This window comes from Bradyrhizobium cosmicum (genome assembly GCF_007290395.2).
Lineage (GTDB): Bacteria > Pseudomonadota > Alphaproteobacteria > Rhizobiales > Xanthobacteraceae > Bradyrhizobium > Bradyrhizobium cosmicum.
The window spans coordinates 2,047,526-2,072,262 of sequence record NZ_CP041656.2 but is presented as its reverse complement, the minus strand read 5'-3'; the positions used below and the strand labels follow the sequence as shown (position 1 = coordinate 2,072,262).

The following is a 24,737-nucleotide window of genomic DNA, read 5'->3' as shown; positions in this document are numbered from 1 at the left end:
CCCCCCCGGGATGCAATGCTCGTGTCTCCTTTGACCGAGATAGAGGGAGGCCACGTCGCCCAGGGTCGCACTTCATGAATCGGGGGACGCCGTTGAACGTCCGCTATGCCCCTAACAGGGGGACATCGCGGGACTTCTGCGCTCGATCGATCAGCGGCATTGGATTGGTTCGGGGGCTTGACTTGGATCAAGGAGGCCATGTCCGCTCATGCGAGCGTTGACCATTCGTCTCGGGAGCAGACCATGTTCACAAAACGCCAACTTCTTCGCGGCAGCGCGGCAGTTGCCATTGCTGCAGCGGGATCCAAGTCTACTCCGATATTGGCTCAGGTAAATCAGCCCAGCTTCTTCGCTGCGAAAGACATCGCCGAAGAAGGCTTCATTTACGGTTTGCCTATCGTGATGAATTACGCGGTCATGTATGAATATGCTATCGACCGCTCCTCAAGCCAGTATAAGGCGCCCTTCAATCAGATCCACAATGAGGCGAGAGTCTTCACCTACAAGGATACGGCTGTCATCACTCCCAACAGCGATACGCCCTATTCCATGCTCTTCATGGATTTGCGGGCCGAGCCGATTGTTCTTGCCGTTCCGGCGGTCGATCCGAAGCGCTACTATTCGGTCATGCTGTGCGATGCCAACTGCTACAATTACGGATATATCGGCAGCCGTGCCACGGGAAGCGAGCCCGGCGACTACATGGTCGTTGGCCCTAACTGGCAAGGCGAAACGCCGCGCGGCATCAAGAAGGTTTTCCGGTCCACCACCCAGTTCTCGGCCGCAGCCTATCGCACTCAACTGTTCGGCCCGGACGACATCGAAAACGTCGCGAAAGTTCAGTCCGGTTACAAGGTGCAGCCGCTCTCCAAGTACCTGAACCAGCCGCCACCGCCGCCTGCGCCGGAAATCAAATTCCCGAAGATCAACAAGGAATTGGTGAAGACGAATTTCTTCGAGTACCTCGATTTTGCCCTCCAGTTCGCCCCGGCCGAGCCGGTCGAAACAGAGGTTCGCGCAAAGCTCGCACGCATTGGCGTCGGACCCGGGAAGACCTTCGACTTCAAAACCCTCTCCTTGAAGCAGAAGGCAGAAATTGCCTTGGGCATGAAGGAGGGAGAGCGCAAGGTCGATGAGTATCTCGCCAAAGCCGGCACGGACGTGGACGGTTGGCGCGTCGCTTCGTACTTTGGCGATAGCGCCTTCTACAACGGCAACTGGCTGCTCCGCGCCGCTGGTGCCAAGGGTGGGATCTACGGCAACGATGCAGTTGAGGCGACATATCCGATGACGCGCGTTGACAGCGAAGGGAGGACGCTCGATGGCAGCAAACATGCCTACACCCTCACCTTTGCCGCAGGTCAGCTACCGCCGGTCAATGCATTCTGGTCGGTGACGATGTATGATAGCAAAACCCAGCTATTGATCAAAAACCCGATCGATCGCTATCTGGTCAATTCGCCGATGCTGGCCAACCTGAAGAAGAATGCAGACGGATCGCTGACCATCTACATCCAGAACAAATCACCCGGTCCTGATAAGGAATCTAACTGGTTGCCTGCTCCGAATGGTCCGATCTATCTGGCCATGCGGCTGTACTGGCCGAGGTCGGAGCCACCTTCGATCCTCCCGGTGGGCAAAGGAACTTGGCGGCCTCCCGGCGTGAAGCGGATCTCCTAGAGCCGCTTTCGGTAAAACGCGGTGCTCTGACCAAGCTGAACATTTCCGCTCGACGAGACAGGACGCCTCGCACGTGATCATGCGAGAAACAAAAGCAATCCCCGCCGCCGTTTAGGGAAGTGCCTCCTTGTTTCTCGTCCTTCCGGAGGCGATTGCCAGCCGCATCCATAGGGCCACACGGCCCGCGCACAGCCCACATCCAGGTCACGACGATCGCTCTGCTCGAGACGATCGCTCTTGATCGCAAGCTGATGGTCCGCAGAAGGTCTCCGCCAGGATGCGAACGATATTGCTGCAACCAAGGTGACCGCGAGCGCGGCGCCGGCGACAGGATGATTGAGCTTGTGAGCGAGCATGGTGTGTCGCGGTCGATCCCAGGCAAGATCATGAATGCTTATTTGCAAGCTTGAGACCCACGGAATTCTTCCCGTTGATTTCGCTCAAGGTCCCGTTGTTCAGCTCGGTCGGCGCAGCGTTGCTGCCGTTCAACGTGACGGCATGTCACAGATGCGGACCAGTGCGACGCCGGGTGCGATCAATCGCGCGGGTTGATCTACGTCAACGTCGCACTTTGCATTCCCCTCAAGAATGACAAATGCTTGCGCAATTGCGCGCACCTCTCGGGAGGGCTTGCAATGAATTCTCGTGCAACTGTTTCCATACTGTTTTTGACATCAGCGATATCCGGTCCGGCGTTTGGACAGCAAGCGCAACCGACCACGCCGCCACTGGGCTCTCCGGCCGCGACCATCACCATTCCGGGCGACCAGCTTCCACCGCCGCCGCAGAAATTCGGCGGCAAGATCGAGCGCGACGCGACGAAATCGACGCCCTTTTGGCCTGCGCGTGTCGTTCCTCCCAAAGGCGCGCCGAACGTTCTTCTGATCATCACCGACGATTCCGGCTACGGCGTGCCGTCGACGTTCGGCGGAGTGATCCCGACCCCGGCGCTCGATCGGATCGCGAAGGACGGCCTGCGCTACACCAACTTCCATTCGACGGCGCTGTGTTCGCCGACCCGTGCGGCTCTGATCACCGGCCGCAATCATCATTCGGCCGGCTACGGCGTCGTTGCCGAACAGGCGACCGGCTATCCGGGCTACGACAGCGTCATCGCCAAAGACAAGGCCACGATCGGCCGCATATTGAAGGACAATGGCTACCACACCGCGTGGTTCGGCAAGAACCACAATACTCCGGAATACCAGGCCAGCCAGGCCGGTCCGTTCGATCAGTGGCCGACCGGCATGGGCTTTGAATATTTCTACGGCTTCATGGGCGGCGACACCAATCAGTGGGAGCCAGGCAATCTCGTCCGCAATACCACGGCGATCTATCCCTATGTCGGCAAGCCCGGCTGGAATTTGATGACAGCGATGGCCGATGAGGCAATCGACTACGTCAACCGCATCAATGCTCTCTCGCCGGACCAGCCCTTCCTGATCAAGTTCGCGCCGGGCGCCACCCACGCGCCGCATCATCCGACGAAGGAATGGGTCCAGAAGATCAGCGAGATGAAGCTGTTCGACGACGGCTGGAACAAGCTGCGCGATACGATCTTCGCCAACCAGAAGAAGCTCGGCGTCATCCCCCAGGACGCCAAGCTGACGCCGTGGCCGAAAGACCTGATCAAGGAGTGGGACCAGCTCAACGCCGACGAAAAGAAGCTCTTCATCCGGCAGGTCGAAATCTTCGCTGCCTTTGTCGCCTACGCCGACAACGAGATCGGCCGCGTGATCCAGGCGATCGACGACCTCGGCAAGCTCGACAACACCCTGGTCATCTACATCAACGGCGACAATGGAACAAGCGCCGAAGGCCAACCAAACGGCACGCCGAACGAAGTCGCGATGTTCAACGGAGCCAATCCTGGGGTTGAGGAGCAGCTGAAGTATTTTTATGACGCTTGGGGCACCGACCGCACCTACAACCACATGTCGATCGGCTGGGCCTGGGCGTTCGACACGCCATTCTCCTGGACCAAGCAGATCGTTTCGCACTTCGGCGGCACCCGCCAGGGCATGGCGATCTCCTGGCCGAAGGGCATCACAGACAAGGGGGGGATTCGTAATCAATTCCACCATGTCATCGACGTCGTGCCGACGATTCTCGAAGCCGCCCAAATCAAGCAGCCCGATATGGTGGATGGAATCAAGCAGAGCCCGATCGAGGGTGTCAGCATGATGTATACCTTCGGCAACGCGAACGCACCCTCGACGCACAAGACCCAGTACTTCGAGATGTTCGCCGATCGCGCGATCTACGACGACGGCTGGATCGCCAGCACCAAGGTACTGCGGCCGCCGTGGGTGACGGGTGGTATCAAGCTGCCGGACCCGGCCGATTATCCGTGGGAGCTCTACGATCTCAAGAACGACTGGACGCAGTATGAGGATGTCGCGGCCAAGAATCCTGTCAAGCTGAAGGAGATGCAGGATTTGTTTTGGAAGGAGGCGCAGAAATATCAGGTCCTGCCACTGGATTCCTCGGTCGCTGGCCGGCTGGTCATACCACGGCCGAGTCTCAGTGCCGGCCGCACTTCTTTCACCTGGACGCGGCCACTCACGGGCACGCCGAACGGTGACGCGCCGAGCGTCCTCAACGCCTCCTATAGCTTCAAGATCGATGTCGAGATTCCGCAAAGTGGCGCCGAAGGCATGCTGATCACCCAAGGCGGACGTTTCGGCGGATACGGCTTCTATATCCTCACGAACAAGCCGGTGTTCACGTGGAACCTGGTCGACCTCAAGCGCTTGCGCTGGGAGGGACCCGAGCTGACGCCGGGCAAGCATGTAATCGAGTTCGATTTCAAGTATGACGGCCTCGGCGCGGGAACGATGGCCTTTGGCGACTATAGCGGTATCGGCCGCGGCGGCACCGGAGTCCTCAAAGTCGACGGCAATGCAGTCGCGACAGAGACCATGGAGCACACGCTTCCCTTCATCCTGCAGTGGGATGAGGCGCTGGACATCGGGTCTGACACCGGCACGCCTGTCGACGACAACGACTACAGCACGCCGTTCACCTTCACCGGCACGCTCAACAAGATCACGCTAAATATCGACCGGCCGAAATTGAGCCCGGAAGACATCAAGCGTCTTGAAGCAGCGGCAAGGGCCGCTGGCGATGGGCCATCCGCCGATGCCAGCAAATCCGCGGCCGAGGCCGCTGCGCCGCAGGTCTCGGGCGATATCGGCCTCAGCCTGCTGCAAAAGGTCGAGCTGCGCCTTGATAAGCGCGAGGGCTGTCGCAAGCAAGCGCAGGCTCGAGATCTCGGAATTGTTGAAAGACTTCAATTCGTCCGTGACTGCATGAAGTGAGGCCGATCCGACCATTGTCGCGGGTGCGGGGTTCGTCCCCCGCACCCGCTCGAGGGAGAAGGGCAAACGTCATGTGCAGACCGATAGCTTCGATGTTGCTGGTCGCCGCCGCTGCATTCTTTTGTGCACCCGTCAAGGCGCAGCAAGCAACCGCGATCAAAGACGAAACGCAGCAGGGGATGCTGGCCGCGCAGATCCGCACGCAGGGATTTACCTGCGACAAGCCACTTGGAGCGCGCAAGGACCAAAAGCTCTCCAAGCCTGACTACGCTGTCTGGGTTCTGAAATGCAGCAATGCCAATTACCGGGTCAGCCGCGCGCCGGACATGGCCGCGAAAGTCGAACCGCTGCGATAGCGCAGGCTACGCACCTTTTGGGAGGGGTTGTAATGATTTCTCGTGCGATTGTTTCCCTACTGTTTTTGACATCAGCGATAGCCGGTCCGGCGTTTGCACAGCAAGCGCAACCAACCACGCCGCCGCTCGGCTCCCCGGCCGCGACCATCACCATTCCGGGTGACCAGCTTCCACCGGCGCCGCCGAAATTCGGCGGGACAATAACGGAAGACGCCAAGACCTCGAAGCCTTGGTGGCCGCCGACCGTCGTGCCACCAAAAGGCGCGCCGAACGTGCTGCTGATCATGACGGACGACTCGGGCTTCGGTGTACCGAGTACCTTCGGCGGCGTGATCCCAACGCCGACGCTCGACCGCGTCGCCAAGAACGGGCTGCGCTACACTCAGTTCCACTCGACGGCGCTTTGCTCACCGACGCGAGCGGCGCTGATCACCGGTCGCAATCATCACTCGGTCGGCTTCGGCCAGATCAGCGAATTGGCGACAGGCTATCCGGGCTATGACTCGGTCATCGGCCCCGAGAACGCGACCATCGGAAGGATTCTGTCGGACAACGGCTATGCCACGTCGTGGTTCGGCAAGAACCACAACACGCCCTCTTACCTGTACAGCGCGGCCGGTCCGTTCGACCAATGGCCAAGCGGGATGGGCTTCCAGTATTTCTATGGCTTTATGGGCGGCGAGTCAGATCAGTGGACTCCGTACCTGTTCCGCGACCACACCCCCGTGTATCCATGGGTCGGCAGGAAGGACTACAACCTCGTCACCGACATGGCGGACGACGCGATCCGCTACATGAAGGAACTCGACGCCGCGGCACCCGACAAGCCGTTCTTCGTCTACTACGTGCCTGGCGCGACCCATGACCCGCACCAGCCTACCAAGGAATGGATCGACAAGATCAGCAAGAAGCACCTGTTTGACGAGGGCTGGGAGAAACTGCGCGAGCAGATCTTCGCCAACCAGAAGCGCCTCGGCGTGATCCCCGCAAATACGCAGCTCACACCCTGGCCGGATGTCCTGCCGAAGTGGGATTCGCTCTCCGACGTGAAGAAGAAGATCGTCATTCGCGAGGCCGACGTGTTCGCGGCCTACACCGCATACGTAGACAACGAGATTGGCCGGGTGATCCGGGCGGTCGAAGATATGGGCAAGCTCGACAACACGTTGATCATCTATATCAACGGCGACAACGGTACGAGCTCGGAAGGCTCGATGATGGGCACGCCAAACTGGCTTACGGTCGCTAATGGCGTGCTCGATTTGCCAGAGGTCGAGTATCTCCGATATTACGAATCCTGGGGTTCGGACCAGACCTATCCCCACATGGCAGTGCCGTGGGCATGGGCGTTCGACACGCCCTTCAAGTGGACCAAGCAGATCGCGTCACATTTCGGTGGGACGCGGCAGGGCATGGCCATTTCATGGCCTGGCCACATCAACGATGCCGGCGGCATACGCACCCAATTTCACCACGTGATCGACATCGTACCCACGATCCTCGACGCGGCTGGGATCAAGGCGCCCGACATGGTCGACGGCATCAAGCAGAAGCCCATCGAGGGCGTGAGCATGGCGTACACGTTCGACAAGGCAAATGCCGACGCACCGTCGAAGCGCACGACCCAGTACTTCGAGATGTTCGCCAATCGCGGCATCTACCATGAAGGCTGGTATGCAGCGACCACGCCGCCCGAGCCGCCGTGGCTCGTCGGCACGAAGGCGCTGCCGCCGATCGAACAGTACAAGTGGGAGCTCTACAACATCGCCGAGGACTTCTCGCAGGCGAACGACGTTGCAGCGAAGAATCCCGAGAAGCTCGAGGAACTGCAGGCGGTATTCGTGGCGGAGGCGAAAAAGTACCAAGTCTTCCCGCTGGATAATTCGGTGCTCCCGCGACTTCTCACGCCGCGGCCCAGTGGGACGGCAGGGCGAACGGAGTTCACCTATGTTGGTGAGAACGCCGACATTCCGATTGCCAATGCTCCCAGCCTTCTGAACAGGAACTACACGATCACAGCGGAGATCACTGTACCAAGTGGTGGTGCCGAAGGCATGATCGCTACAATGGGCGGGAGGTTCGGCGGCTATGGCCTTTACCTGCTCAAGGGGAAACCGGTCTTCGTCTACAATCTTCTCAATCTCAAGCGTTATCGCTGGGAAGGCGGTGTTGGAGCCGAAGACTGGCTGGGCCAGTCGCTCAGTCCGGGCAAGCACAAGATCGCGTTCGACTTCAAATACGATGGGCCCGGACTCGGGAAAGGCGGCACCGGTGTCCTTTCGGTCGACGGTCGAGTGCTGTCGCAACAGAAGATGGAACACACGATTCCATTCATGATGGCGATCGATGAATCCATGGACGTTGGGCTTGATACCCGCACCGCGGTCGACGATAGCTATACGCTGCCATTCCGATTCACCGGCACGATCGACAAGTTGACCTTCAACATCAAGCCAGAACAGTTGGCTGAGGAGGATCGCAAAGCCATACAGAAGGCCGTGACCAAAGCAAACGACTAGCCTTGGTCATTCACAGCAGAACAGCGGGGAGCGAACGCTCCCCGCTCCCAAGATCGAAATGTTTTAGGCTTCGCGTCGGGGACCATCGCTCATCTGCCATCTGCGTCATCTGCAATGGCCTCGCCCCTACCACGGGCTTGCGCCGAAAGATGGACGTTTCGAGCTTAGCTCAAATAGGTAGGGTCGAGCGGCGCGCTAGTAAAAAGGGAGATCGACCATGGATTCATCTGCTGGACAGGAAAGCATTTCGATTCATCGCCGCGACCTGATCACGACCGCATTCGGCGCAGGCCTCGGCACCGTATTCGCGCCGACCAACAGCCAAGCCGCAGGCCCCCTTCTGCGGGCACTGGGCGACCTGAAGGGCGACGTTGAGGAAGAGCTGGCGTACGTTCTCGCGCTTGAGTGCTATGTCTACGGCTTTCCGCTTGTCATGATGGATGCAACCCGAGCGGTGATGACGGCCGCCTCGAAATCCGAGCAATACAAGGCGCCCATCAACCAGTTCGGCAGGATGCGGACCTACGTCGATCCGGATTTCAAGGATTGCGTCCGCATCAGCGTCAACTCTCTCTGGGCGTTTTCGTTCATCGACCTGGACAAGGAGCCTTTCGTCTATTCGCAGCCCGATACCCAAGGGCGCTACATCGTCATGCAGGCGCTCAACATGTGGACCGACGATTTCGCCTCGGCGGGCAGTCGGACGACGGGGACTCGCGCCGGAGATTTCCTCATCGTTGGCCCCAAATGGAACGGTGTTGCGCCCAACGGCATCAAGCAGACGTTCCGCTCGACAACCCGCTACGCCTCGGTGTTGGTCCAGATCGCATGCAACAGCTCAACGGAGTTTGCTGCGGTCAACAAGCTGCAGGATCAGTTGCAATTGACGCCGCTCAGCGCCTGGGGCAAGCCCTACACGCCGCCGTCAGATGTGCCGATCGACACCAGTGTCGATACAACGGCAACGCCGTACGATCAGGTCCGGCTCATGACCGGCGAGATGTTCTTCAAGCGCCTCGCCGCTGCGTTGAAGGACAACCCGCCCTACCCTGACGACGCCAAGACTATCGACAAGCTCAAGCGTATCGGGATCGAGGTCGGCAAGGACTTTGAACCTTCCGAGCTCGATCCGGCCATTCTGCGTGGAATCAACCGGGCGCCGGCCGAGGTCTGGTACAAGCTGGAAACGGGCCCCTACACTGCGCCGACCGTGAACGGCTGGCAGGGCGCGCTCAATATCGGCCGCTTCGGCACTGACTACACCACGCGGGCATTTATCGCCTGGTTTGGATTGGGCGCGTTGACGTCGGATGATGCGGTCTATCCAACCGCCTTTGTCGACGGCGACGGCAACGTTCTGGACGGCGCGGCGAAATACGTTCTCCATCTGGAGAAGGACGAGATATTCCCCTCCGAAAGCGGGATATGGTCAGTCTCGCCCTATCGCGAGAATTTCTATGTTCGAAACACGATCAATCGCTACGGGATAACTTCGGCGATGCCGATCAAATACAATCCGGACGGCTCGCTCGATATCTACATCCAGGCGCAATCACCAGGCGCGGACAAGGAAGCGAATTGGCTTCCGTGTCCACCAAGCTTGCCGTTCAATCTCAGCGTCAGGGTCTATCAACCCAAGACCGCCCTAAAGGACGGCACATTCATGATCCCGCCTGTTCGGCGCGTCCGGAGCAGCTGAGGAGCCTCGAAGGATCGGGCGAAGAAATGGAGAACGTGATTCAGCTGGTGCCGGTAACGCCTTCAATCGACCAACTGGCCCGGATCATCGGTAACGTGGCGGCTCCGGCTTTTCTGCTGGGAGCCGTTGCGTCCTTCATTTCGGTCCTTGTTTCCCGCATCAACCGGGTCGTCGACCGGGCCCAGTTTCTTCACGGCATCACCGATGACGATGTCTCCAAGGCTTTCCTCAAGGGCGATATACCCCGGCTGCGGTACCGGGCATCGCTTCTGAATAGATCGCTATTCTGCTCCATCCTCTCTGCGATCCTCACCGCCCTCATCATCATCGTTGCCTTCATCAGCGCGCTATTCAATGTCGCCCACGAATATGGCGTTGCGCTTCTGTTCATGGCCGCGCTGTTGACGTTCTGCGCTTCGCTCGTCGACCTCGCCCGCGAAACCCGAATTGCCCTTCACGACAACGACCTGCGCATGTAAATCTGCTTGGGCAGCACGCGATGGGTGACCGAACGTGACGAAGGGTCGGAAGAGCCGCAGGCACCAGAAGGGCCCCATGAAGGCCCGACCTGAACAAGACCGTTCGGCTCCCGCTCAACGCCCCGCGCCAACATTCCGCTTGCGAACTGCCGCTCTGCTGGCAATCGGATCGGGTGCGCTATTCTTTCTGGTCGCAAGCGGGCCGTCCTGGCTCAAGACGTCCGACATCTCGTCTAAACCGACCCGTGAGGCAGAGCTTAGCTTTATCGGCAGCCGGGCGTGCAGCGGCTGCCACCAGGCGGAGACAAGGCTGTGGCAAAGCTCGCAACATCGCCATGCCATGGATCACGCGACCGACACGTCGGTCCGCGGCGACTTCAACGGCGCGACTTATGACTACGCAGGCACGCGCTCGCGCTTCTTCCGCAAGGACCAGAAGTTTCTGGTTGAAACAGACGGTCCGGACGGCAAGCTTGCGACGTTCGAAGTCAAATACACTTTCGGTGTCGATCCCTTGCAGCAATATCTGGTCGAATTTCCAGATGGTCGCATCCAGGCCCTGTCGATTGCCTGGGACACGCGGCCGAAGGATCAGGGCGGCCAGCGCTGGTTTCACCTCTATCCCGATGCCGCCGTCACCAGCAACGATGCTCTGCACTGGACCAGACTCAATCAGAACTGGAATTTCATGTGCGCCGAGTGCCACTCGACGGACGTGCACAAGAATTACGACGTGGCGAAGGATCGGTTTGCCACCAGCTTCTCCGAAATCAGCGTCGGCTGCGAGGCCTGCCACGGCGCAGGCTCGCGACATATTGCATGGGCGAACCAGAAGCCTGGAGCCCGCGGCCCGGACAACGGCCTGCTTGTCCGATTCGACGAACGCTCGGGCATCACCTGGCCAGCCGATGCCGGAACCATGGCTCCGAAGCGTAGCGCGCCTCCGGCAACGTTGCGCAAGGAAGTCGAAACCTGCGGGCGCTGCCATGCGCGACGTGGACAGCTCTCCGAAGACTGGGTGCCCGGCAGGTCCCTGTCGGAGACGCATCGGGTGTCGCTGCTCGATCGCCAACGCTTCCATGCCGACGGCCAGATGCGCGACGACGAGGAGGCCTACAACTACGCCTCGTTCAAGCAGAGCAATATGTTTGCCAAAGGTGTCACCTGCAGCGACTGCCACGATCCGCATAGCGCAGCGCTCAAGGCGCCCGGCGATGGCGTCTGTGCGCAATGCCACGCGCCGGCCAAGTATGAGTCTACCGCGCATCGGCAGCACGCCAATCTGTCGCCGCCGCCAGGTTGCTCTTCCTGCCACATGCCTGAACGTCGCTACATGGTCGTCGATCGCCGGCACGATCACGGCTTCCGCATCCCCCGCCCCGATCTCTCGGTGCAGCTTGGCACACCGAATGCCTGCAACGACTGCCACCGCGACAAGCCCGCCGCGTGGGCGGTACAGCAGATCGAAACCTGGTTCGGTCCGGAGAGCCATGGTTTTCAGACCTATGCAGGGGCATTTCATGCGGCATGGAGCGAGACGGCCGATGCACAGGCTCTCCTTGCAGCCGTCGTCGGCTCAAGCGGCACCCCCGGAATTGTCCGCGCCAGCGCGTTGGCCGAGCTGCCCGCGCCCGACGCCGACCTGATCCGCCGCGCTCTCTCCATCCCCGATCCGCTCGTGAGGCTGGGCGCGCTCGATGCGCTGGAGGGAATTCCACCCGACCAGCTCTGGACGCTTGCATCTCCCCAATTGACGGACCCGGTGCTCGGCGTGCGCATCCGCACCGCCGAGCTTCTTGCATCCGTTCCGCCATCGCGACAACCGACAGCCGATCGCAGCAAGTTCACGCAAGCCGCCGCCGAATTCGTGGCCGCGCAAAAATTGAATGCAGATCGTCCGGACGCCCGGACTGCGCTCGGTAACTTCCTTGCACGACAGGCAAGCGCCGCTGAGGCCGAGGCCGAATATCGGGCAGCCCTCAGGCTTGACCCATCGTTCTCGCCGGCCGCCATCAATCTTTCCGATCTCTACCGGCAAACGGGGCGCGACGAAGATGGCGAGCGAGTCCTTCGCGCAGCCCTATCCTACTCGGGGCAGAATGCCTCACTTCACCACGCGCTCGGCCTCGTGCTCGTGCGGGAAAAGCGCGCCGGCGAGGCGCTCGATGAATTGCGTCAAGCAGCAGAGCTGGACCCCGGTCAACCCCGCTATGCCTACGTCTATGCCGTGGGGCTGAACTCCTCTGGCCGCCGCGACGGCGCTCTTGCCGTTCTACGAAACAGCTTGCAAGCGCATCCCAATGATCGTGACACTCTTTCTGCGGCACTCGCGCTAAGCCGTGAAAAAGGAGATCTCGCATCCGCCTTGGGCTATGCTGAGCAACTCTCGCGCTTGATGCCGGGCAATCGCGAGATTGAAGATCTGGTCAAGCAGCTCAAGCAATAGAGGGCTGCGATGAAGATCTGCGGCGCGGCTAGACTAATTTCGGTCGCTCTGAGAACGGCCGACAGCCCCGCTTGATGTCCGCTGGATTGAATCTGAGATCCATGGTCTGTTCCTCTTCGCTCGAAGGGAACAAAATAAGCACAAGAACGCAAGGCCAAGAAGAATTTCGACGCATACCGACTCTGCGTGGCGATGAGGCAGCGATTTGCCCTCGGGAGGATAGCTCACTAGGAGCGTGACCCGCAGCTTGTCGAACAGTTTAAGCGAAGGCGACGTCTTGCCACGCTCGATCGATAGTTCGCAGCCGCATTCATTCCGCAACGCGGCTGCGAGTCCGACGACGGCAATTTGGATCATTCAATCGAATGACGCGGGCTAGTTCACGCCGGGCGCGACGAAAGACTTCGCAGTTCTCGACAACGAATGCGGATTCCGCCCTGGCGCCCAGCGTGCCCGCTTTCGCTACGCCAGCGCGATATCGAGCCAGCCGAGATCATTGACCGTAATACGGTCGCCGGCGTTGACCACCACCGTGGTGGTTTCCGCTTCAACGATCGCAGGTCCCTCGATTGCATGTCCTGTCTTCAGCGTGTCCACCGCATAGACCGACACCTCGCGCCATGTCCCGAAATACGCCATGCGCTTGCCTGAAGGGACGCAGGCCGAGGTCGTGGCGGCACCACGCGGCACGCTCGCACCTTGCGGGATGATACCGACCGCGGCGACGCGCGCATTCACGAACACGACTTCCTGATCCGGCGATGCATATGTGTATAGCTCCTCATGGCGGCGATGGAAACGCTGCTCAATACGATCGACGATATCGTCGGAATTCCAATCGAGATCGGTTAGCGGAACGTCGATCTCGAAAATCTGCTCGCCATAGCGCATTTCGGCCGAGCGCTCGAGCACGACCTTGCCGCCGAACCACGACGTCAATCGACCGGCGGCCTGCTGTTCGAGGTCGGCAAAGATCGTTCTGACTTCTTCCGGTGTGATGCGCGATCCAGCGCTGTAATAAGTACTGCTGACTTCGTAACGCAGATCGCTTGTCAGCATGCCCCAAGCCGACAACACCGATGCCGCAGTCGGCACAATGATGCGCTTGATCTCCAGTTCGCGCGCCACTTCGGCAGCGTGCAGGCCGGCGGCACCGCCGAAGCTCAACATCGCATAGCGGCGCGGATCGACACCGCGGCGCAAGGTCATCAGGCGGATACCATCGGCCATACGCAGATTGACCATGCGATAGATGCCTGCGGCCGCTTCATCACGCGACAGTTCGAGCGATGCGGCGAGACGATCGACGGCCGCCTCAGACGCCGCGCGATCCAATGGCCGCCGACCTCCCATGAATGCCGCAGCGTCTAGATAGCCGAGAATGACATTGGCATCGGTCACCGTCGCCTCGCTTCCGCCATTGCCGTAGCATGCGGGTCCGGGAACAGATCCGGCGCTTTCCGGCCCAACCCGGAGTGTACCTCCGACATCGAGTGACGCAATCGAGCCGCCACCGGCAGCGATACTGGCAATGTCGAGACTTCGCAACGCAATGCGCTGATCGGCAAGTCCCCCATCGGCCGAAAGCGATGCCCGGCCTGCGGTGATCAACGAAATGTCGGTGCTGGTACCCCCCATGTCGAACGGCACGAGATCGGGAATGCCGAGCAGATCGGCGCAGCGGCGGCAACCGGAAATGCCACCGGCCGGACCGGAGAGCACCGTGCCTGCGGCCAGCCGCGCGGCCTCCTCGACCGGCGCCATTCCGCCATGGGACAGAATGACGAACAGGCCACTGGCGAGGCCAGCCTCTTTCAGTCGCATATCCAGATTGTTGAGATAGTGCCGTACCGCTGGGCGGACATAGGCATTGACGATGGTGGTCGAGACGCGCTCGTATTCCTTGATCTGTGGCAACACGTCGCTAGACCGGGAAATGCTGACATCGGGCAGCTCCCGCTGCAGACGCTCTACTGCTGCGATCTCGTGAACTGGATTGCGGTAGGCATGCAGAAAGCACACCGCAACCGATGTCGCCCCTGAGGCGCGGATCGCGGCAATCGCTTCGCCGAGCGAGTCTTGATCGAGCGGGATCAGCACCTCGCCATCCGGCTTGATGCGCTCGCGCACACCAAACCGCAACTCTCGCGGTACCAGGGGCTCGGGCGGCGCCATACGAAGATTGTATCGATCACCCTTGAGACCCTCGCGCATCTCGATCACATCGCGATGCCCCCGCGTCGTCAGTAGTGCGACCTTCGCGCCCTTGCGCTCCAGGAGCGCATTGGTCGCGACCGTCGTGCCATGCACCAGGCGGTCGGTCCGCCCGAGCATGTCGGCACGAGACAGACCGAGCCGGCGCGCGAGCTCCTCAAGCCCGGTCATGACTCCGACCGACTGATCAGACGGCGTCGAAGGCGACTTCGCGAATACAGTGCGCCCTTCGCGATCGATCGCAACCAGGTCGGTAAAGGTGCCGCCGACATCAACTCCAATCGTATACATCTCAAGAACCCTGCCTGGTCGTGACAACACCGGTCGTAAGGCCCTGCAGCAGATCGCGCGCGCGGGCGTCCTGTGCACGCTGCTCCGCCGGGCCCCATCCACCACCGCCGGCCGAGCGAATTTCAAAGCAGTCACCGGGCAGCACCTCGATGCCCACCTCCTTGGTACGGAGCACGCGCGGCGCGCGGTTCTTTGAGATCAGCACGTAGTGATGCGGCTTGCCGTCGCTACCGCCCAGCATGCCGCAGGCGCCGTGCCGGGTGCCGTCGCCCGCGGTGTTGGCGCGCGCGGGCTTCTCCGTCTCCATCACCAAGTCGAGCGAAACACCGAGGCCACCGCGATACTTGCCATCACCGCCGGAGTCCGCACGGAATTCGTGGTGACGGAAATGCAACGGAAAGCGCGCCTCGGCCACTTCGATGCTGCCGAACTTGATGCCGCCCACCGTGTGCCACTCGCCGATCGACGACCATCCATCGCCCCCCGACGATGCTCCGCCGCCGGGCCGCGCCTGGAACATGTGCCAGATGAAGCCGCGGCCGGTGCGCGGGTCCTCGCCCTGGATGGCAATACGAAAGCGCCGGCTCCAGCCCGCCATGGCCCGCTCCGGACAGGAGCCCGACAGGGCCTTGACGATGGCCTCGACGATCTCATTAGAGGGATGGCTGGTACACATGGTCACTGGCAGGCCCGGATCGGCCCAGACGATGGTACCCTGCTTCGCAACCACCTTGAGCGGCCGCAGGGCACCTGCGTTCTTGGGAATGTCGGCGTCGATCAGATAGGCGAACGCCATCACGACCGCGGCTTGCATGTTGGCGTGCGAGGAATTCACGAAGCTCGTTGTCTGCGGATCAGATCCCGATAGATCGACCTCGATATCGCTGCCCTGCTTGGTGACCTTCGCGGCGATCCTGATATCGCTACGGCCATGGCCGTCATCGTCGAGGAACGCCTCGCCGTAGAACACGCCGTCCTTCCAGGTCGACAGCACCGCGCGCGTCTGCCGTTCCGCGGTATCGAGAATCGTCTCGACCGCCGCCTCCACCGTCGCTCCGCCGAATTCGGTGAAGAGGCGCTTCATGCGGCGTTCGCCGAGATGCGCAGCGCCGACCATGGCAGCCAGATCGCCGCGGAAATCGCGCGGGTTGCGCACGTTGAGCGCCAGCATGTCGAGCAGATCGTCGCGCAGCCTGCCGGCCTCGTAGAGCCGGATCGGCGGCACGCGCAGGCCTTCCTGCCAGATATCTGTCGCGCCCGGGTTGTAGCCGCCGTGCGTGGCGCCGCCGATATCGCTCTGATGCGCGCGCACGATGGTCCAGTAAAGCCGCCGTGCGCCGTCGAAGACCGGCACGAAGGCAGTGAGATCGGGCAGATGACTGCCGCCGTGATAGGGATCGTTGAGAAGCAGGACGTCGCCCGGCTTGACGTCCTTGAAGCGTTGCTCGACGGCGAGAGTCGCCCATGACAGCGCCCCGACATGTACTGGGATGTGATCGGCCTGCGCGATCAACCGCCCCTGGACGTCGCAGATGCCGAGCGAGAAGTCACGGCTGGAATTCAGGATCTGCGAGTAGGACGTGCGCAGCATCGCTTCTCCCATCTCGTTCACGATCGAACTGAGACGATGCTGCACAACGGAACGGGTGATGGGGTCAGTCTTCGAGGTCATCGCGAGCCTCCTTTTCGGGATGAGGAAATCCGCGCCGGGCCCATCTGAGCGCCGGCCGGAACAGTCATCGACGTGAAACGATCCGGTCAGCCGAGCGCGGCGACCTCTTGCAACGATGCGCCTGCCGCGGCGACGATGGCGTCGATATCCGCATCGGCCATCGGCAGCGACAGCGCCATCAGGCCGTAATTGGCCGCGAAGATTCCGCGATTGAGCAGGCCGGCGTTGAACACGGCCTGCCGCTTCGCTTCGGCCTCGGTCAAATAGGCCGAGCGATAATCACGGATCCGGCGATCGGTGAAATGGATCTTCAACAGCGAGCCGAGGCCTACCGTGCCGCCGGGAACGCCGGTCTTGCGAAACGCCGCATCTATTCCGTCGCGCACCGCCTGGCCGATCGTGTCGAGACGCGCGAAGGCTGCCTTATCGAGCAGTTCCATGGCCGCCAGTCCCGCGCGCATGGTGACCGGGTTGGCCGAGAACGTGCCGCCATGCGGCAATGCCGGCTTGCCCGGTGATGGATCGAACACCGACATGAATTGTTTGCCACCGGCGATTGCGCCGACCGGGAAGCCGCCGCCGATGATCTTGCCGAGCGTGGTGAGATCCGGATCGATGCCCCACAGGCCTTGCGCGCCATGATAGCCGAGCCGAAACGTGATGACTTCATCGAAGATGAGCAGCGCACCGACCTCGCGGGTCACCTCACGCAACGCCTCCAGGTAGGCCCTGTCGGCCGGCACCAGGCCAGCCCGGTTCGGCATCGGATCGACGAGAACGCATGCGAGCTCCGGACCATGTTCGCGGATCAGGCTCACCGCCGCTTCGAGATCGTTGAAGGGAATGGTCACGACATCGGCAAGCACGTTCTGCGGCGTCCCCTTGGCATAGGCGACCGAGACCGGTGCGTTGCCGCCCCACGCCGACGGCGTCGGATCGAGACTGACCTCGGCATAGTCGTAGGAGCCGTGATAGGCGCCCTCGCATTTCGCGATCTTCGGACGGCCGGTATAGGCACGCGCAGCCTTCAGCGCCATCATCACGGCTTCGGTACCGGAATTGGCGAAGCGAACCTGCTCGACCGACGGCAGCCGGCCCACGAGGAGCTCGGCGAGATCAACCTCGGATTCCGTCGGCATGCCGAACGCGGACCCGAGCGCGAGCTGCTTGGTGGCCGCCTCGATCAAGGTAGGATGCGCGTGACCATGGATCAGCGAGGTGAAGTTGTTGATGCAGTCGATGTACTCGTTTCCGTCGACGTCCCATATGCGGCAACCCGAGCCACGCGCCGCGTAGATCGGGAACGGTTTCATGAATACTGTCGTACGGGTGTTTCCACCCGGCAGGCTGTTCAATGCGCGCGCGTAAAGTTCGCGCGATTGCGGATGAGATTCGGGATACATGTTGCCTCCTCGCTCCGGGTCTAGCGGCCCAGATAAGCTTCGCGCACGCGCGCATTGTGTTTGAGTTCGCTCGCCGGCCCGTCGAGCACGATGCGGCCGGTCTCCAGCACGTAGGCGCGATCGGCCACCGACAGCGCCAGCACGGTGTTCTGCTCGACGACGAGAATCGTCAGACCGGTCTTGCTGATCACCCTGACACGCTCGTAGACTTCCTCGGCGAGCCGTGGCGCCAGGCCGAGCGAGGGCTCGTCGAGCAGCAGCAGCTTCGGCCGCGCCATCAACGCCCGCCCGATGGCCAGCATCTGCTGCTCTCCGCCGGACAGCGACCAGCCGAGCTGCTTGCGCCGCTCCTTCAGCCTGGGAAACAGCTCGAACACGCGATCGAGATCGGCCATGATGGATTGCCCCCAGCGACGCCAACTCACGGTGGCAAGCGTCAGGTTCTCCTCCACCGACAGACCTGGAAAGATCCGTCGTCCCTCCGGAGCCTGCGAAATCCCCTTCGCCACCCTGCGATCCGTGGACCAGCCGCCGATAGGTGCGCCTTCGAACCTGATGTCGCCTGACGACACCCGGTTGAGGCCGGAGATCGTATGCAGCAGCGTGGTCTTGCCGGCACCGTTGGCGCCTATCAGCGCGACCGTTTCGCCGGCATCGACCCTCAACGTCACGCCCTGCAGCGCAACGATGTCGCCATGCGCGACCGCGAGCTCGTCACACGCCAGCATGGACATATCCTTCGCCCAGATAGGCCGACAGCACGGCGGGGTCCGCCTGGATCTCGGCCGGCGTTCCCTCGGCAATCCTGCAGCCGAAATTGAGGACGAAGATGCGCTCGGCAAGCCGCATGACCATGCCCATATTGTGCTCGATCAGCACGATGGCGAGCCCGTGGGTAGCGCGCAGTGCCGTCAACCGCTCGATCAGCTGGTCGACCTCACCGGAATTCAGGCCCGCGGCCGGCTCGTCCAGCAGCAGGACATGCGGCCGGCAAGCCAGCGCACGGGCAAGCTCCACCATGCGGCGACGGCCATAGGAGAGCGAATCGATCGCGTCGAAGGCCACGTCGGCGAGTCCCATCTGCTCGATGATTTCCATCGCAGCGTCGCGAAGACCGGCCTCGTTCAGGCCGCGGCGGATCGCCGCGCCGGTCATGACGTTTTCCAGGACGTTCAGCCGCGCAAAGACACGCCCGTGCTGGAACGTGCGACCGAGCCCGGCGCGGATGCGCCTGTTGGTGGCCATGCGCGTGATGGTTTGGCCGTCGAGAACGACCTGGCCCTCGTCCGGCAAGACCAGGCCGGTCAGCACGTTCAGCAGTGTCGATTTGCCGGCACCGTTCGGTCCGATCACCGCGACGAACTGCCCTTTCGCAACGGTCAGATCGACATCGTCCAGCGCAGCGAGACCGCCATAGCGTTTGTGAATACTGCGCGCCTCCAACACGTTCATGACGTCATCTCCGGTACGCCAACCGATGTTGATGGTGCCGTCTTGCGTGAGCGGGGACGCATGCGCCGGCCGAGACCGACCAGGCCGGTCGGCAGGAACACCAGGATGCAGAGCATCAGCAGGCCGAAGAAGAGAAGGTAAGCGGTGCCGAGGAAGCGCAGCCACTCGGGCAGGAAGGTGAGCAGGATCGCGCCGAGGATCGCTCCCACGATGGTGCCCTCCCCACCGACGATCAGCATCGCGAGATACGTGATGGAATGCGCATAGGTGAAGTCCTCCGGCGCCACGAAGCGTACATGCAGGGCGAACAGGCAGCCTGCGACGGCGGCGCAGATCGCCGACAGCACGAAGGCCGTGATCTTCACGCGCGTGACGTCGATCCCGATCATTTCGGACGCGATCTCGTCGTCGCGCACCGCCATCATCTCGCGGCCATGGCGCGACGCGTGCAGCATCGCCGCGAGCGCGGCGACCACCGCAAGCGTCACGAGTGCGACGCACAGGAACCGGTGTTCGCCGGAAAGCGCCAGCGAGCCGATGGCCAGTTCCGGAATTCGCGCGATGCCGTTGGTGCCGCCCGTCAGCCCGATCCAGTTCGACGTCACGATATAGAACGAGACGTTGAGACCCAGCGTGGCCAGCGCGAGGTAGTGGCCACGCAGGCGCAGCAGAGGATAGCCGATCAGGGCCGCGAGCGCCGCGGTTGTCGCGATCGCGGCCGGCATTGCCAGCCACGGCGACCAGCCCCAGGCTGTGGTCAGGATCGCCAGCCCATACGCACCCATGCCGACAAACGCTGCGTGGCCCAGCGAGATCAGACCGGCATAACCGAACGCGAAATTCAGGCCGATGACGGCGACCGCCGAGATCGCCGAGAGATTGAACAGCCGGAGGTAATATTCCGGCAGAACGCTGGCGATGAGGCCGCCAAGCACGAGGATCGCTGCAGCGATCGCCAATGGAGCGCGCATCGCCATCGCGATCAACCCCGATCCTGGATCTTTTCGCCGAACACGCCCTGCGGACGCACGAGCAGGAAGAGGATCATGATGCCGAACGAGATCAGATCCTTGTAGGCGGATGACACATAGGACGCACCGAGCACCTCGCTGAGACCAACGAACAGCCCGCCGACGATCGCACCCGGCAGGCTGCCGAAGCCTCCGATGATGGTCGCCGCAAAGGCCTTCAGGGCGATCGGGTCACCCATATTGACGTCCGCGAACCACATCGGCCCGAGCATGAGGCCGGCGACACCGGCGAGAACGGCGGCAAGCACCCACGACAGGGCCAGCAGCCGGTTGACCTTGAGACCCATCAGCTTGGCGGCCTGAAGGTCCTGCGCCACGGCCCGCATGCCGATGCCGACGGAGGTGCGATTGAACAGCACCCAGAGTCCCGCAACCATGAGGGTGGTGACGCCGACCACGCCCAAAGCATGGGTCGAGATGATGGCGCCACCCAGATTGACCACCCGGTCCTCCAGGGGAGACGGCAGGCGGAACGGCCACGATCCGAACGACAGCAGCGCCGCATTCTGCATGATGATGCCGACGGCGACGGTGCCAATGATGATCGTAACGATCGACCCGCGCCGCAGCGGCAGATAGACGGTGATGAAGAACAATGCTCCGAACAGCGCCATGATCGCAAGCGCAGCGCCATAGGCGACGGACCATGGCAATTGGGCATTGATCAGCGTCACGACACCGGCAAAGGTTCCGAACATCACGAACTGGCCGGCCGCGAAATTCACGACGCCGGTTGCGGAGTAGACGATGACGAAGCCGATCGCCGCCAGCGCATAAACGCTTCCGATCGCCAGTCCGTTGACCAGAAGCTGAATGAAATCCGCCATGATACCCCTGCTCGCTCGCACCTCGCGGCCGTGCTGGCCGGCCGCGAGGCCAATCCGTCCGATGTGATCAGTTGAGAGTGACCGGCTGCACCAACTCGAGCGTCTTGGTGCCGGCCTTCGCCTTCACGACAGCAAGATCGCGCACGCCATTGCCCTTGGCATCGTAGGAGTAGACGTGACCGATACCCTGCCAGCCATTGACCGCCGCCAGCCATTCCCGCAACGCCTTGGCGTCCGTACCGACCTTGCGCATGCCTTCCGCCATCAGGAACGCACCGTCGTAGTAGGCAAGGCCATACGGATCGGGATCAATGCCGAACTTCGCCTTGAAACGCTCGACGTAATCCTTCATCCGGCCGCCGACGCTCGCGTCCATGAACGCATCCGTGACGCCCCAAACGCCTTCGAGATCGGCGGGCGACAGCAACTGCAGGGCGGCCGGCACCAGCGCCGCCGATGACGTAACCAGCGGCATCTTGAAGCCCAGCACCTTGGCCTGGCGCAGCACCAGTGCGCCGTCCTGCGGATAGTTGAAGATCAGGATCGTATCGGCGCCCTTGCTGCGGAGGCTGAGCAACTGCGCCGAGAAGTCCTTGTCGTTCTGGCCATAGGCTTCCATGCCGACGACCGGAATACCTGCGGCTTCGAGGCGCTTGGCGGCGGTCTGGGCCCCTCCCTGGCCGAAATCGTTCTGGATGTAGAGAATGCCCGGCTTCTTCGCCTTGATGACGTCGACCGCAGCCTTGACCATGCCCTCTGCGGACACGCTGTCGGCCGGCCGGATCCGGAACATCCATTCATTGCCGCCATCGGCCACGGCATCGGCGCCGCCGGCATACATGGCGGGCACCTGCACCTTCTTGAGCTCCGGCGCAACCGCGAGATTCTGCGTCGAATAGCTCGACAGAAAGAAGAACGACGGCTTGGTTTCCTGAGCCAGCTTGACGAAGGCGTTCACGGCGGTGCCGTTCGACGCCTGGGTATCCTCGAACACGATCTTGATCGGGCGGCCGTTGATGCCGCCGGCCTTGTTGATGTCCTCTTCGGCCATCGTCAGTGAGTTCTGGTACTGCTTGCCGGTCAGCGACAGCGGCCCCGTCATCGGAACGGTCGCGCCGATCAGGACAGGCTCCGCCTGTTGCCCATGCGCAGCCCCGGTAAGCGACAGCATCGTCGCCGCAATCATCGAACCTAGAAAGTCCTTCCGCGTGAACCCCACGTCGCCACTCCTCTACAACACCAATGCCGCGTCAGCGAACTGATCGGATCTGACCACTTGACAATCGTTCCGTTTTCCGGAACGATATTCCGAATATTGAAACGGTAAACGGCAAGCCGCCGCCGAGTCAAGCCGTACAAATTGGCGCAGGCCGCCCAGGAACTGGTCAACTTCGATGACAACAGACGACGTTTCTCCCGGCCCGCTCGCGCGCTACATCGACGTGCTGGAGGTCGTCGCTGCATTTTCCGGCACGATCACGCTGGCGGACGTTTCGGCCATGCTCGATCTGCCGAAAACCACCGCACACCGATTGCTGAAGGGATTGGTCCGTGCCGGCATGGCGTCGGAGGGAGAGGCAGGACGGACCTACCATGTGGGCGAACGCCTCACCCGCCTGCTTCACGCCGGCGCGGACGACGGATGGTATGCATCACTCGCCGGACCACATTTGCTGTCCCTGACCGAAGCCAGCACGGAGACGTGCTACCTCGCGCGACTGGTCGGAAAGCGCGTAGTGGTCGCCGTTTCGCATTCGCCCGACGTGCGTTGGCGCGGCTATGTGCAGCCCGGCATCGAGATGCCGGTCAATGCCGCGGCGACGGGCAAGGCCATCATGGCCTTCCAGAGCAAGGCATTGATAGACGCGGCCCTGTCCGAGGATTTGCCCAAGCCGACAGTCCATTCGCATACCAGCCGAAAATGGATCGAGCAGGAATATGCCAAGGTTCGCAAGCTCGGCTACGCGACTTGCATCGGCGAGATCGACGAGGGTCTCGCCGCCATCGCCGTGCCGGTGAGATTGCCGGACGGCGCCGTGCTGCATTCGGTCGGCATGACCGGACCGCTGGAGCGAATTATGAACAAGCAGTTGCCCACGCGAATTGCGGCGCTGAATGCCACCGCGGCGACCTTGGCAAAGGCTTTGTCACTCGGCACGAGCATGCGAGCTCGAAACCTGCCCTGATCGTGAGATCTGATGTTTACATTGGAAGCGGCTCTACCGGGCGGCATTCGAGTCGCCAAGGCCTCCGCCGAGACCAGTGGTGCAGACCACAATGCCGAGCGTGAACTCGCCGAACGGCCGCCAAAAACACCGTTTGAAAAACCGTTTTAGTCCGGCCTTCTCAATCGGTTTCTCGCGCTAAGGTCTCGATTTAGGTGGTGGGCGCACCAGGGCTCGAACCTGGGACCCGCTGATTAAGAGTCAGCTGCTCTACCAACTGAGCTATGCGCCCGAAAGGCGGTCAAAGCCTTGCGAGGTCGGTCGTTTAGCAAAGCGATCCGGGGATGGCAAGCGATGCGGTAAAGGTTTTTCCAAAGTCCCCAGAAAGCGAAAAGCCGCTGGATTCCAGCGGCTTCGCCGAGGTCAATGCGGTTGATCCCCCGCAAAATCCCCGAGGGCTCAGAGCCGGCCCTCGTGGTCCCGGTCCGGACCGCCGTCCCGGTCGAAGCGATCGCCATGGAAACGGTCCATGCCGCGCTCCATCATGCGATCCATGCCCCGTTCCATGAATTGGCGGGGCGGGCCGTCCTCACCGCCGCCGAACGGGCCGCGGTGGCGGGTCAGCGCGGCGAGGCGCCGCTTCTGGCCGTCGTCCAGCGTCTTGTAGAGGGGATCGGCGGCATCGGCGATCTTCTTCAGCGCCGTGGAGGTGGCGCCCATGTCGTCGGCGCGCTGGCGCAGGCGGGCGACCGGATCCTCCGGCTTGTCGGCATCACCGGGGCCGGCATTCATCCGCGCGTTGGCGCGGTCGATGCGCAGCTTGGCGAAGTCGCGCACGGCAGCCTCGACCGGCGGCCACAGCTTCTCCTGGTCGGCATTGAGCTTCAGGCCGGCGTGGACGGCGGCGATCCGCGCGTCGACGAAGGCGGCGCGATCCTCCGGGTTCATGCGCATGTGGCGCATGTGCTCGTGCATCCACGGGCGATGGTATTGAGCATAGACCGCGCCCGAGCCGGCGATGCTGAGCACGGCGATGGCGGCGATGGTGAACTTCCTCATGCGAACTCTCCTCTGGAAGGATGCCGCGAAGATGGGCGCCGCACGGCTGACACGCAACTTACAACTTGGACAGAGAGGGCATCCTTACCAAGATGTAACCCCTGATCTTACCGCCAGTCGCAAT

At 61.9% G+C, this 24,737-nt stretch carries 18 protein-coding genes and 1 tRNA gene; 9 read left to right on the top strand and 10 right to left on the bottom strand.

From position 1 onward, the window contains the following. The first annotated feature begins 243 nt into the window (after positions 1-243). From FNV92_RS09705 to FNV92_RS09675, 7 genes are all read left to right on the top strand, one after another. A complete protein-coding gene (locus FNV92_RS09705; RefSeq protein ID WP_143841168.1) occupies positions 244-1,680 on the top strand; it encodes a DUF1254 domain-containing protein in 1,437 nt (478 codons plus the stop codon). Between the two features lie 635 nt (positions 1,681-2,315). Next, on the top strand, positions 2,316-5,000 hold the full coding sequence (locus FNV92_RS09700) for an arylsulfatase (RefSeq protein ID WP_168213279.1): 2,685 nt from the start codon (positions 2,316-2,318) through the stop codon (positions 4,998-5,000). Positions 5,001-5,092: 92 nt separating this feature from the next. After that, positions 5,093-5,356, top strand: coding sequence for a hypothetical protein (locus FNV92_RS09695; RefSeq protein ID WP_015684504.1), 264 nt, complete (start codon positions 5,093-5,095; stop codon positions 5,354-5,356). Positions 5,357-5,388: 32 nt separating this feature from the next. After that, complete coding sequence (locus FNV92_RS09690) at positions 5,389-7,875, top strand: arylsulfatase (protein WP_143841170.1); 2,487 nt, start codon at positions 5,389-5,391, stop codon at positions 7,873-7,875. 217 nt (positions 7,876-8,092) lie between these two features. Further along, positions 8,093-9,574, top strand: a complete 1,482-nt coding sequence (locus FNV92_RS09685; RefSeq protein ID WP_143841171.1) for a DUF1254 domain-containing protein — start codon at positions 8,093-8,095, stop codon at positions 9,572-9,574. A gap of 26 nt (positions 9,575-9,600) precedes the next feature. After that, the gene (locus tag FNV92_RS09680) at positions 9,601-10,053 is read left to right on the top strand and encodes a DUF2721 domain-containing protein (protein ID WP_015684501.1); all 453 of its coding nucleotides are present in this window, start codon (positions 9,601-9,603) and stop codon (positions 10,051-10,053) included. A 76-nt stretch (positions 10,054-10,129) separates the two neighbouring features. Beyond that, positions 10,130-12,499 (top strand): cytochrome c3 family protein, encoded by a 2,370-nt coding sequence (locus FNV92_RS09675; RefSeq protein WP_168213280.1) that lies wholly within the window; start codon positions 10,130-10,132, stop codon positions 12,497-12,499. 462 nt (positions 12,500-12,961) lie between these two features. On the opposite strand, the gene FNV92_RS09670 is transcribed toward FNV92_RS09675, so the two are convergent. The 8 genes from FNV92_RS09670 to FNV92_RS09635 form a co-directional block, all read right to left on the bottom strand. Further along, positions 12,962-15,031: a hydantoinase/oxoprolinase family protein gene (locus FNV92_RS09670; protein ID WP_244623734.1), complete on the bottom strand. Its 2,070-nt coding sequence runs from the start codon at positions 15,029-15,031 to the stop codon at positions 12,962-12,964. Continuing rightward, positions 15,006-16,676: a hydantoinase B/oxoprolinase family protein gene (locus FNV92_RS09665; protein ID WP_143841174.1), complete on the bottom strand. Its 1,671-nt coding sequence runs from the start codon at positions 16,674-16,676 to the stop codon at positions 15,006-15,008. Before FNV92_RS09665 ends, FNV92_RS09670 begins: the two co-directional genes overlap by 26 nt. Before the next feature lie 86 nt (positions 16,677-16,762). Beyond that, positions 16,763-18,079, bottom strand: a complete 1,317-nt coding sequence (locus FNV92_RS09660) for an aspartate aminotransferase family protein (RefSeq protein WP_143841175.1) — start codon at positions 18,077-18,079, stop codon at positions 16,763-16,765. 20 nt (positions 18,080-18,099) lie between these two features. Beyond that, a complete protein-coding gene (locus FNV92_RS09655) occupies positions 18,100-18,807 on the bottom strand; it encodes an ABC transporter ATP-binding protein (RefSeq protein WP_143841176.1) in 708 nt (235 codons plus the stop codon). Then, positions 18,794-19,531 (bottom strand): ABC transporter ATP-binding protein, encoded by a 738-nt coding sequence (locus FNV92_RS09650; RefSeq protein WP_143841177.1) that lies wholly within the window; start codon positions 19,529-19,531, stop codon positions 18,794-18,796. Before FNV92_RS09650 ends, FNV92_RS09655 begins: the two co-directional genes overlap by 14 nt. Next, positions 19,528-20,502, bottom strand: coding sequence for a branched-chain amino acid ABC transporter permease (locus FNV92_RS09645; RefSeq protein WP_168213281.1), 975 nt, complete (start codon positions 20,500-20,502; stop codon positions 19,528-19,530). The genes FNV92_RS09650 and FNV92_RS09645 overlap by 4 nt, the downstream gene beginning before the upstream one ends. 11 nt (positions 20,503-20,513) lie before the next feature. Next, positions 20,514-21,389, bottom strand: a complete 876-nt coding sequence (locus tag FNV92_RS09640) for a branched-chain amino acid ABC transporter permease (protein ID WP_143841179.1) — start codon at positions 21,387-21,389, stop codon at positions 20,514-20,516. Between the two features lie 67 nt (positions 21,390-21,456). After that, on the bottom strand, positions 21,457-22,608 hold the full coding sequence (locus tag FNV92_RS09635; protein ID WP_143841180.1) for an ABC transporter substrate-binding protein: 1,152 nt from the start codon (positions 22,606-22,608) through the stop codon (positions 21,457-21,459). A 223-nt stretch (positions 22,609-22,831) separates the two neighbouring features. Between FNV92_RS09635 and FNV92_RS09630 the strand changes: the two genes are divergently transcribed. Beyond that, positions 22,832-23,575 (top strand): IclR family transcriptional regulator, encoded by a 744-nt coding sequence (locus FNV92_RS09630; protein WP_168213282.1) that lies wholly within the window; start codon positions 22,832-22,834, stop codon positions 23,573-23,575. Between the two features lie 12 nt (positions 23,576-23,587). After that, positions 23,588-23,725 (top strand): hypothetical protein, encoded by a 138-nt coding sequence (locus FNV92_RS09625; protein ID WP_168213283.1) that lies wholly within the window; start codon positions 23,588-23,590, stop codon positions 23,723-23,725. Positions 23,726-23,770: 45 nt separating this feature from the next. Here the strand turns inward: FNV92_RS09625 and FNV92_RS09620 are convergent. Both FNV92_RS09620 and FNV92_RS09615 read right to left on the bottom strand, forming a co-directional pair. Further along, positions 23,771-23,846, bottom strand: a tRNA-Lys gene (locus FNV92_RS09620). A 167-nt stretch (positions 23,847-24,013) separates the two neighbouring features. Then, entirely contained in the window at positions 24,014-24,613 is a 600-nt protein-coding gene (locus FNV92_RS09615) for a Spy/CpxP family protein refolding chaperone (RefSeq protein ID WP_143841182.1), read from the bottom strand. Between the last annotated feature and the right edge of the window lie 124 nt (positions 24,614-24,737).

Excerpts from the sequence above, each read along its gene's own strand:
- FNV92_RS09705 (WP_143841168.1), top strand. The coding sequence starts at position 244 with ATGTTCACAAAACGCCAACTTCTTCGCGGCAGCGCGGCAGTTGCCATT.
- FNV92_RS09700 (WP_168213279.1), top strand. The coding sequence starts at position 2,316 with ATGAATTCTCGTGCAACTGTTTCCATACTGTTTTTGACATCAGCGATA.
- FNV92_RS09695 (WP_015684504.1), top strand. The coding sequence starts at position 5,093 with ATGTTGCTGGTCGCCGCCGCTGCATTCTTTTGTGCACCCGTCAAGGCG.
- FNV92_RS09690 (WP_143841170.1), top strand. The coding sequence starts at position 5,389 with ATGATTTCTCGTGCGATTGTTTCCCTACTGTTTTTGACATCAGCGATA.
- FNV92_RS09685 (WP_143841171.1), top strand. The coding sequence starts at position 8,093 with ATGGATTCATCTGCTGGACAGGAAAGCATTTCGATTCATCGCCGCGAC.
- FNV92_RS09680 (WP_015684501.1), top strand. The coding sequence starts at position 9,601 with ATGGAGAACGTGATTCAGCTGGTGCCGGTAACGCCTTCAATCGACCAA.
- FNV92_RS09675 (WP_168213280.1), top strand. The coding sequence starts at position 10,130 with ATGAAGGCCCGACCTGAACAAGACCGTTCGGCTCCCGCTCAACGCCCC.
- FNV92_RS09665 (WP_143841174.1), bottom strand. The coding sequence starts at position 16,676 with ATGACCTCGAAGACTGACCCCATCACCCGTTCCGTTGTGCAGCATCGT.
- FNV92_RS09660 (WP_143841175.1), bottom strand. The coding sequence starts at position 18,079 with ATGTATCCCGAATCTCATCCGCAATCGCGCGAACTTTACGCGCGCGCA.
- FNV92_RS09655 (WP_143841176.1), bottom strand. The coding sequence starts at position 18,807 with ATGCTGGCGTGTGACGAGCTCGCGGTCGCGCATGGCGACATCGTTGCG.
- FNV92_RS09650 (WP_143841177.1), bottom strand. The coding sequence starts at position 19,531 with ATGAACGTGTTGGAGGCGCGCAGTATTCACAAACGCTATGGCGGTCTC.
- FNV92_RS09645 (WP_168213281.1), bottom strand. The coding sequence starts at position 20,502 with ATGCGCGCTCCATTGGCGATCGCTGCAGCGATCCTCGTGCTTGGCGGC.
- FNV92_RS09640 (WP_143841179.1), bottom strand. The coding sequence starts at position 21,389 with ATGGCGGATTTCATTCAGCTTCTGGTCAACGGACTGGCGATCGGAAGC.
- FNV92_RS09625 (WP_168213283.1), top strand. The coding sequence starts at position 23,588 with ATGTTTACATTGGAAGCGGCTCTACCGGGCGGCATTCGAGTCGCCAAG.
- FNV92_RS09615 (WP_143841182.1), bottom strand. The coding sequence starts at position 24,613 with ATGAGGAAGTTCACCATCGCCGCCATCGCCGTGCTCAGCATCGCCGGC.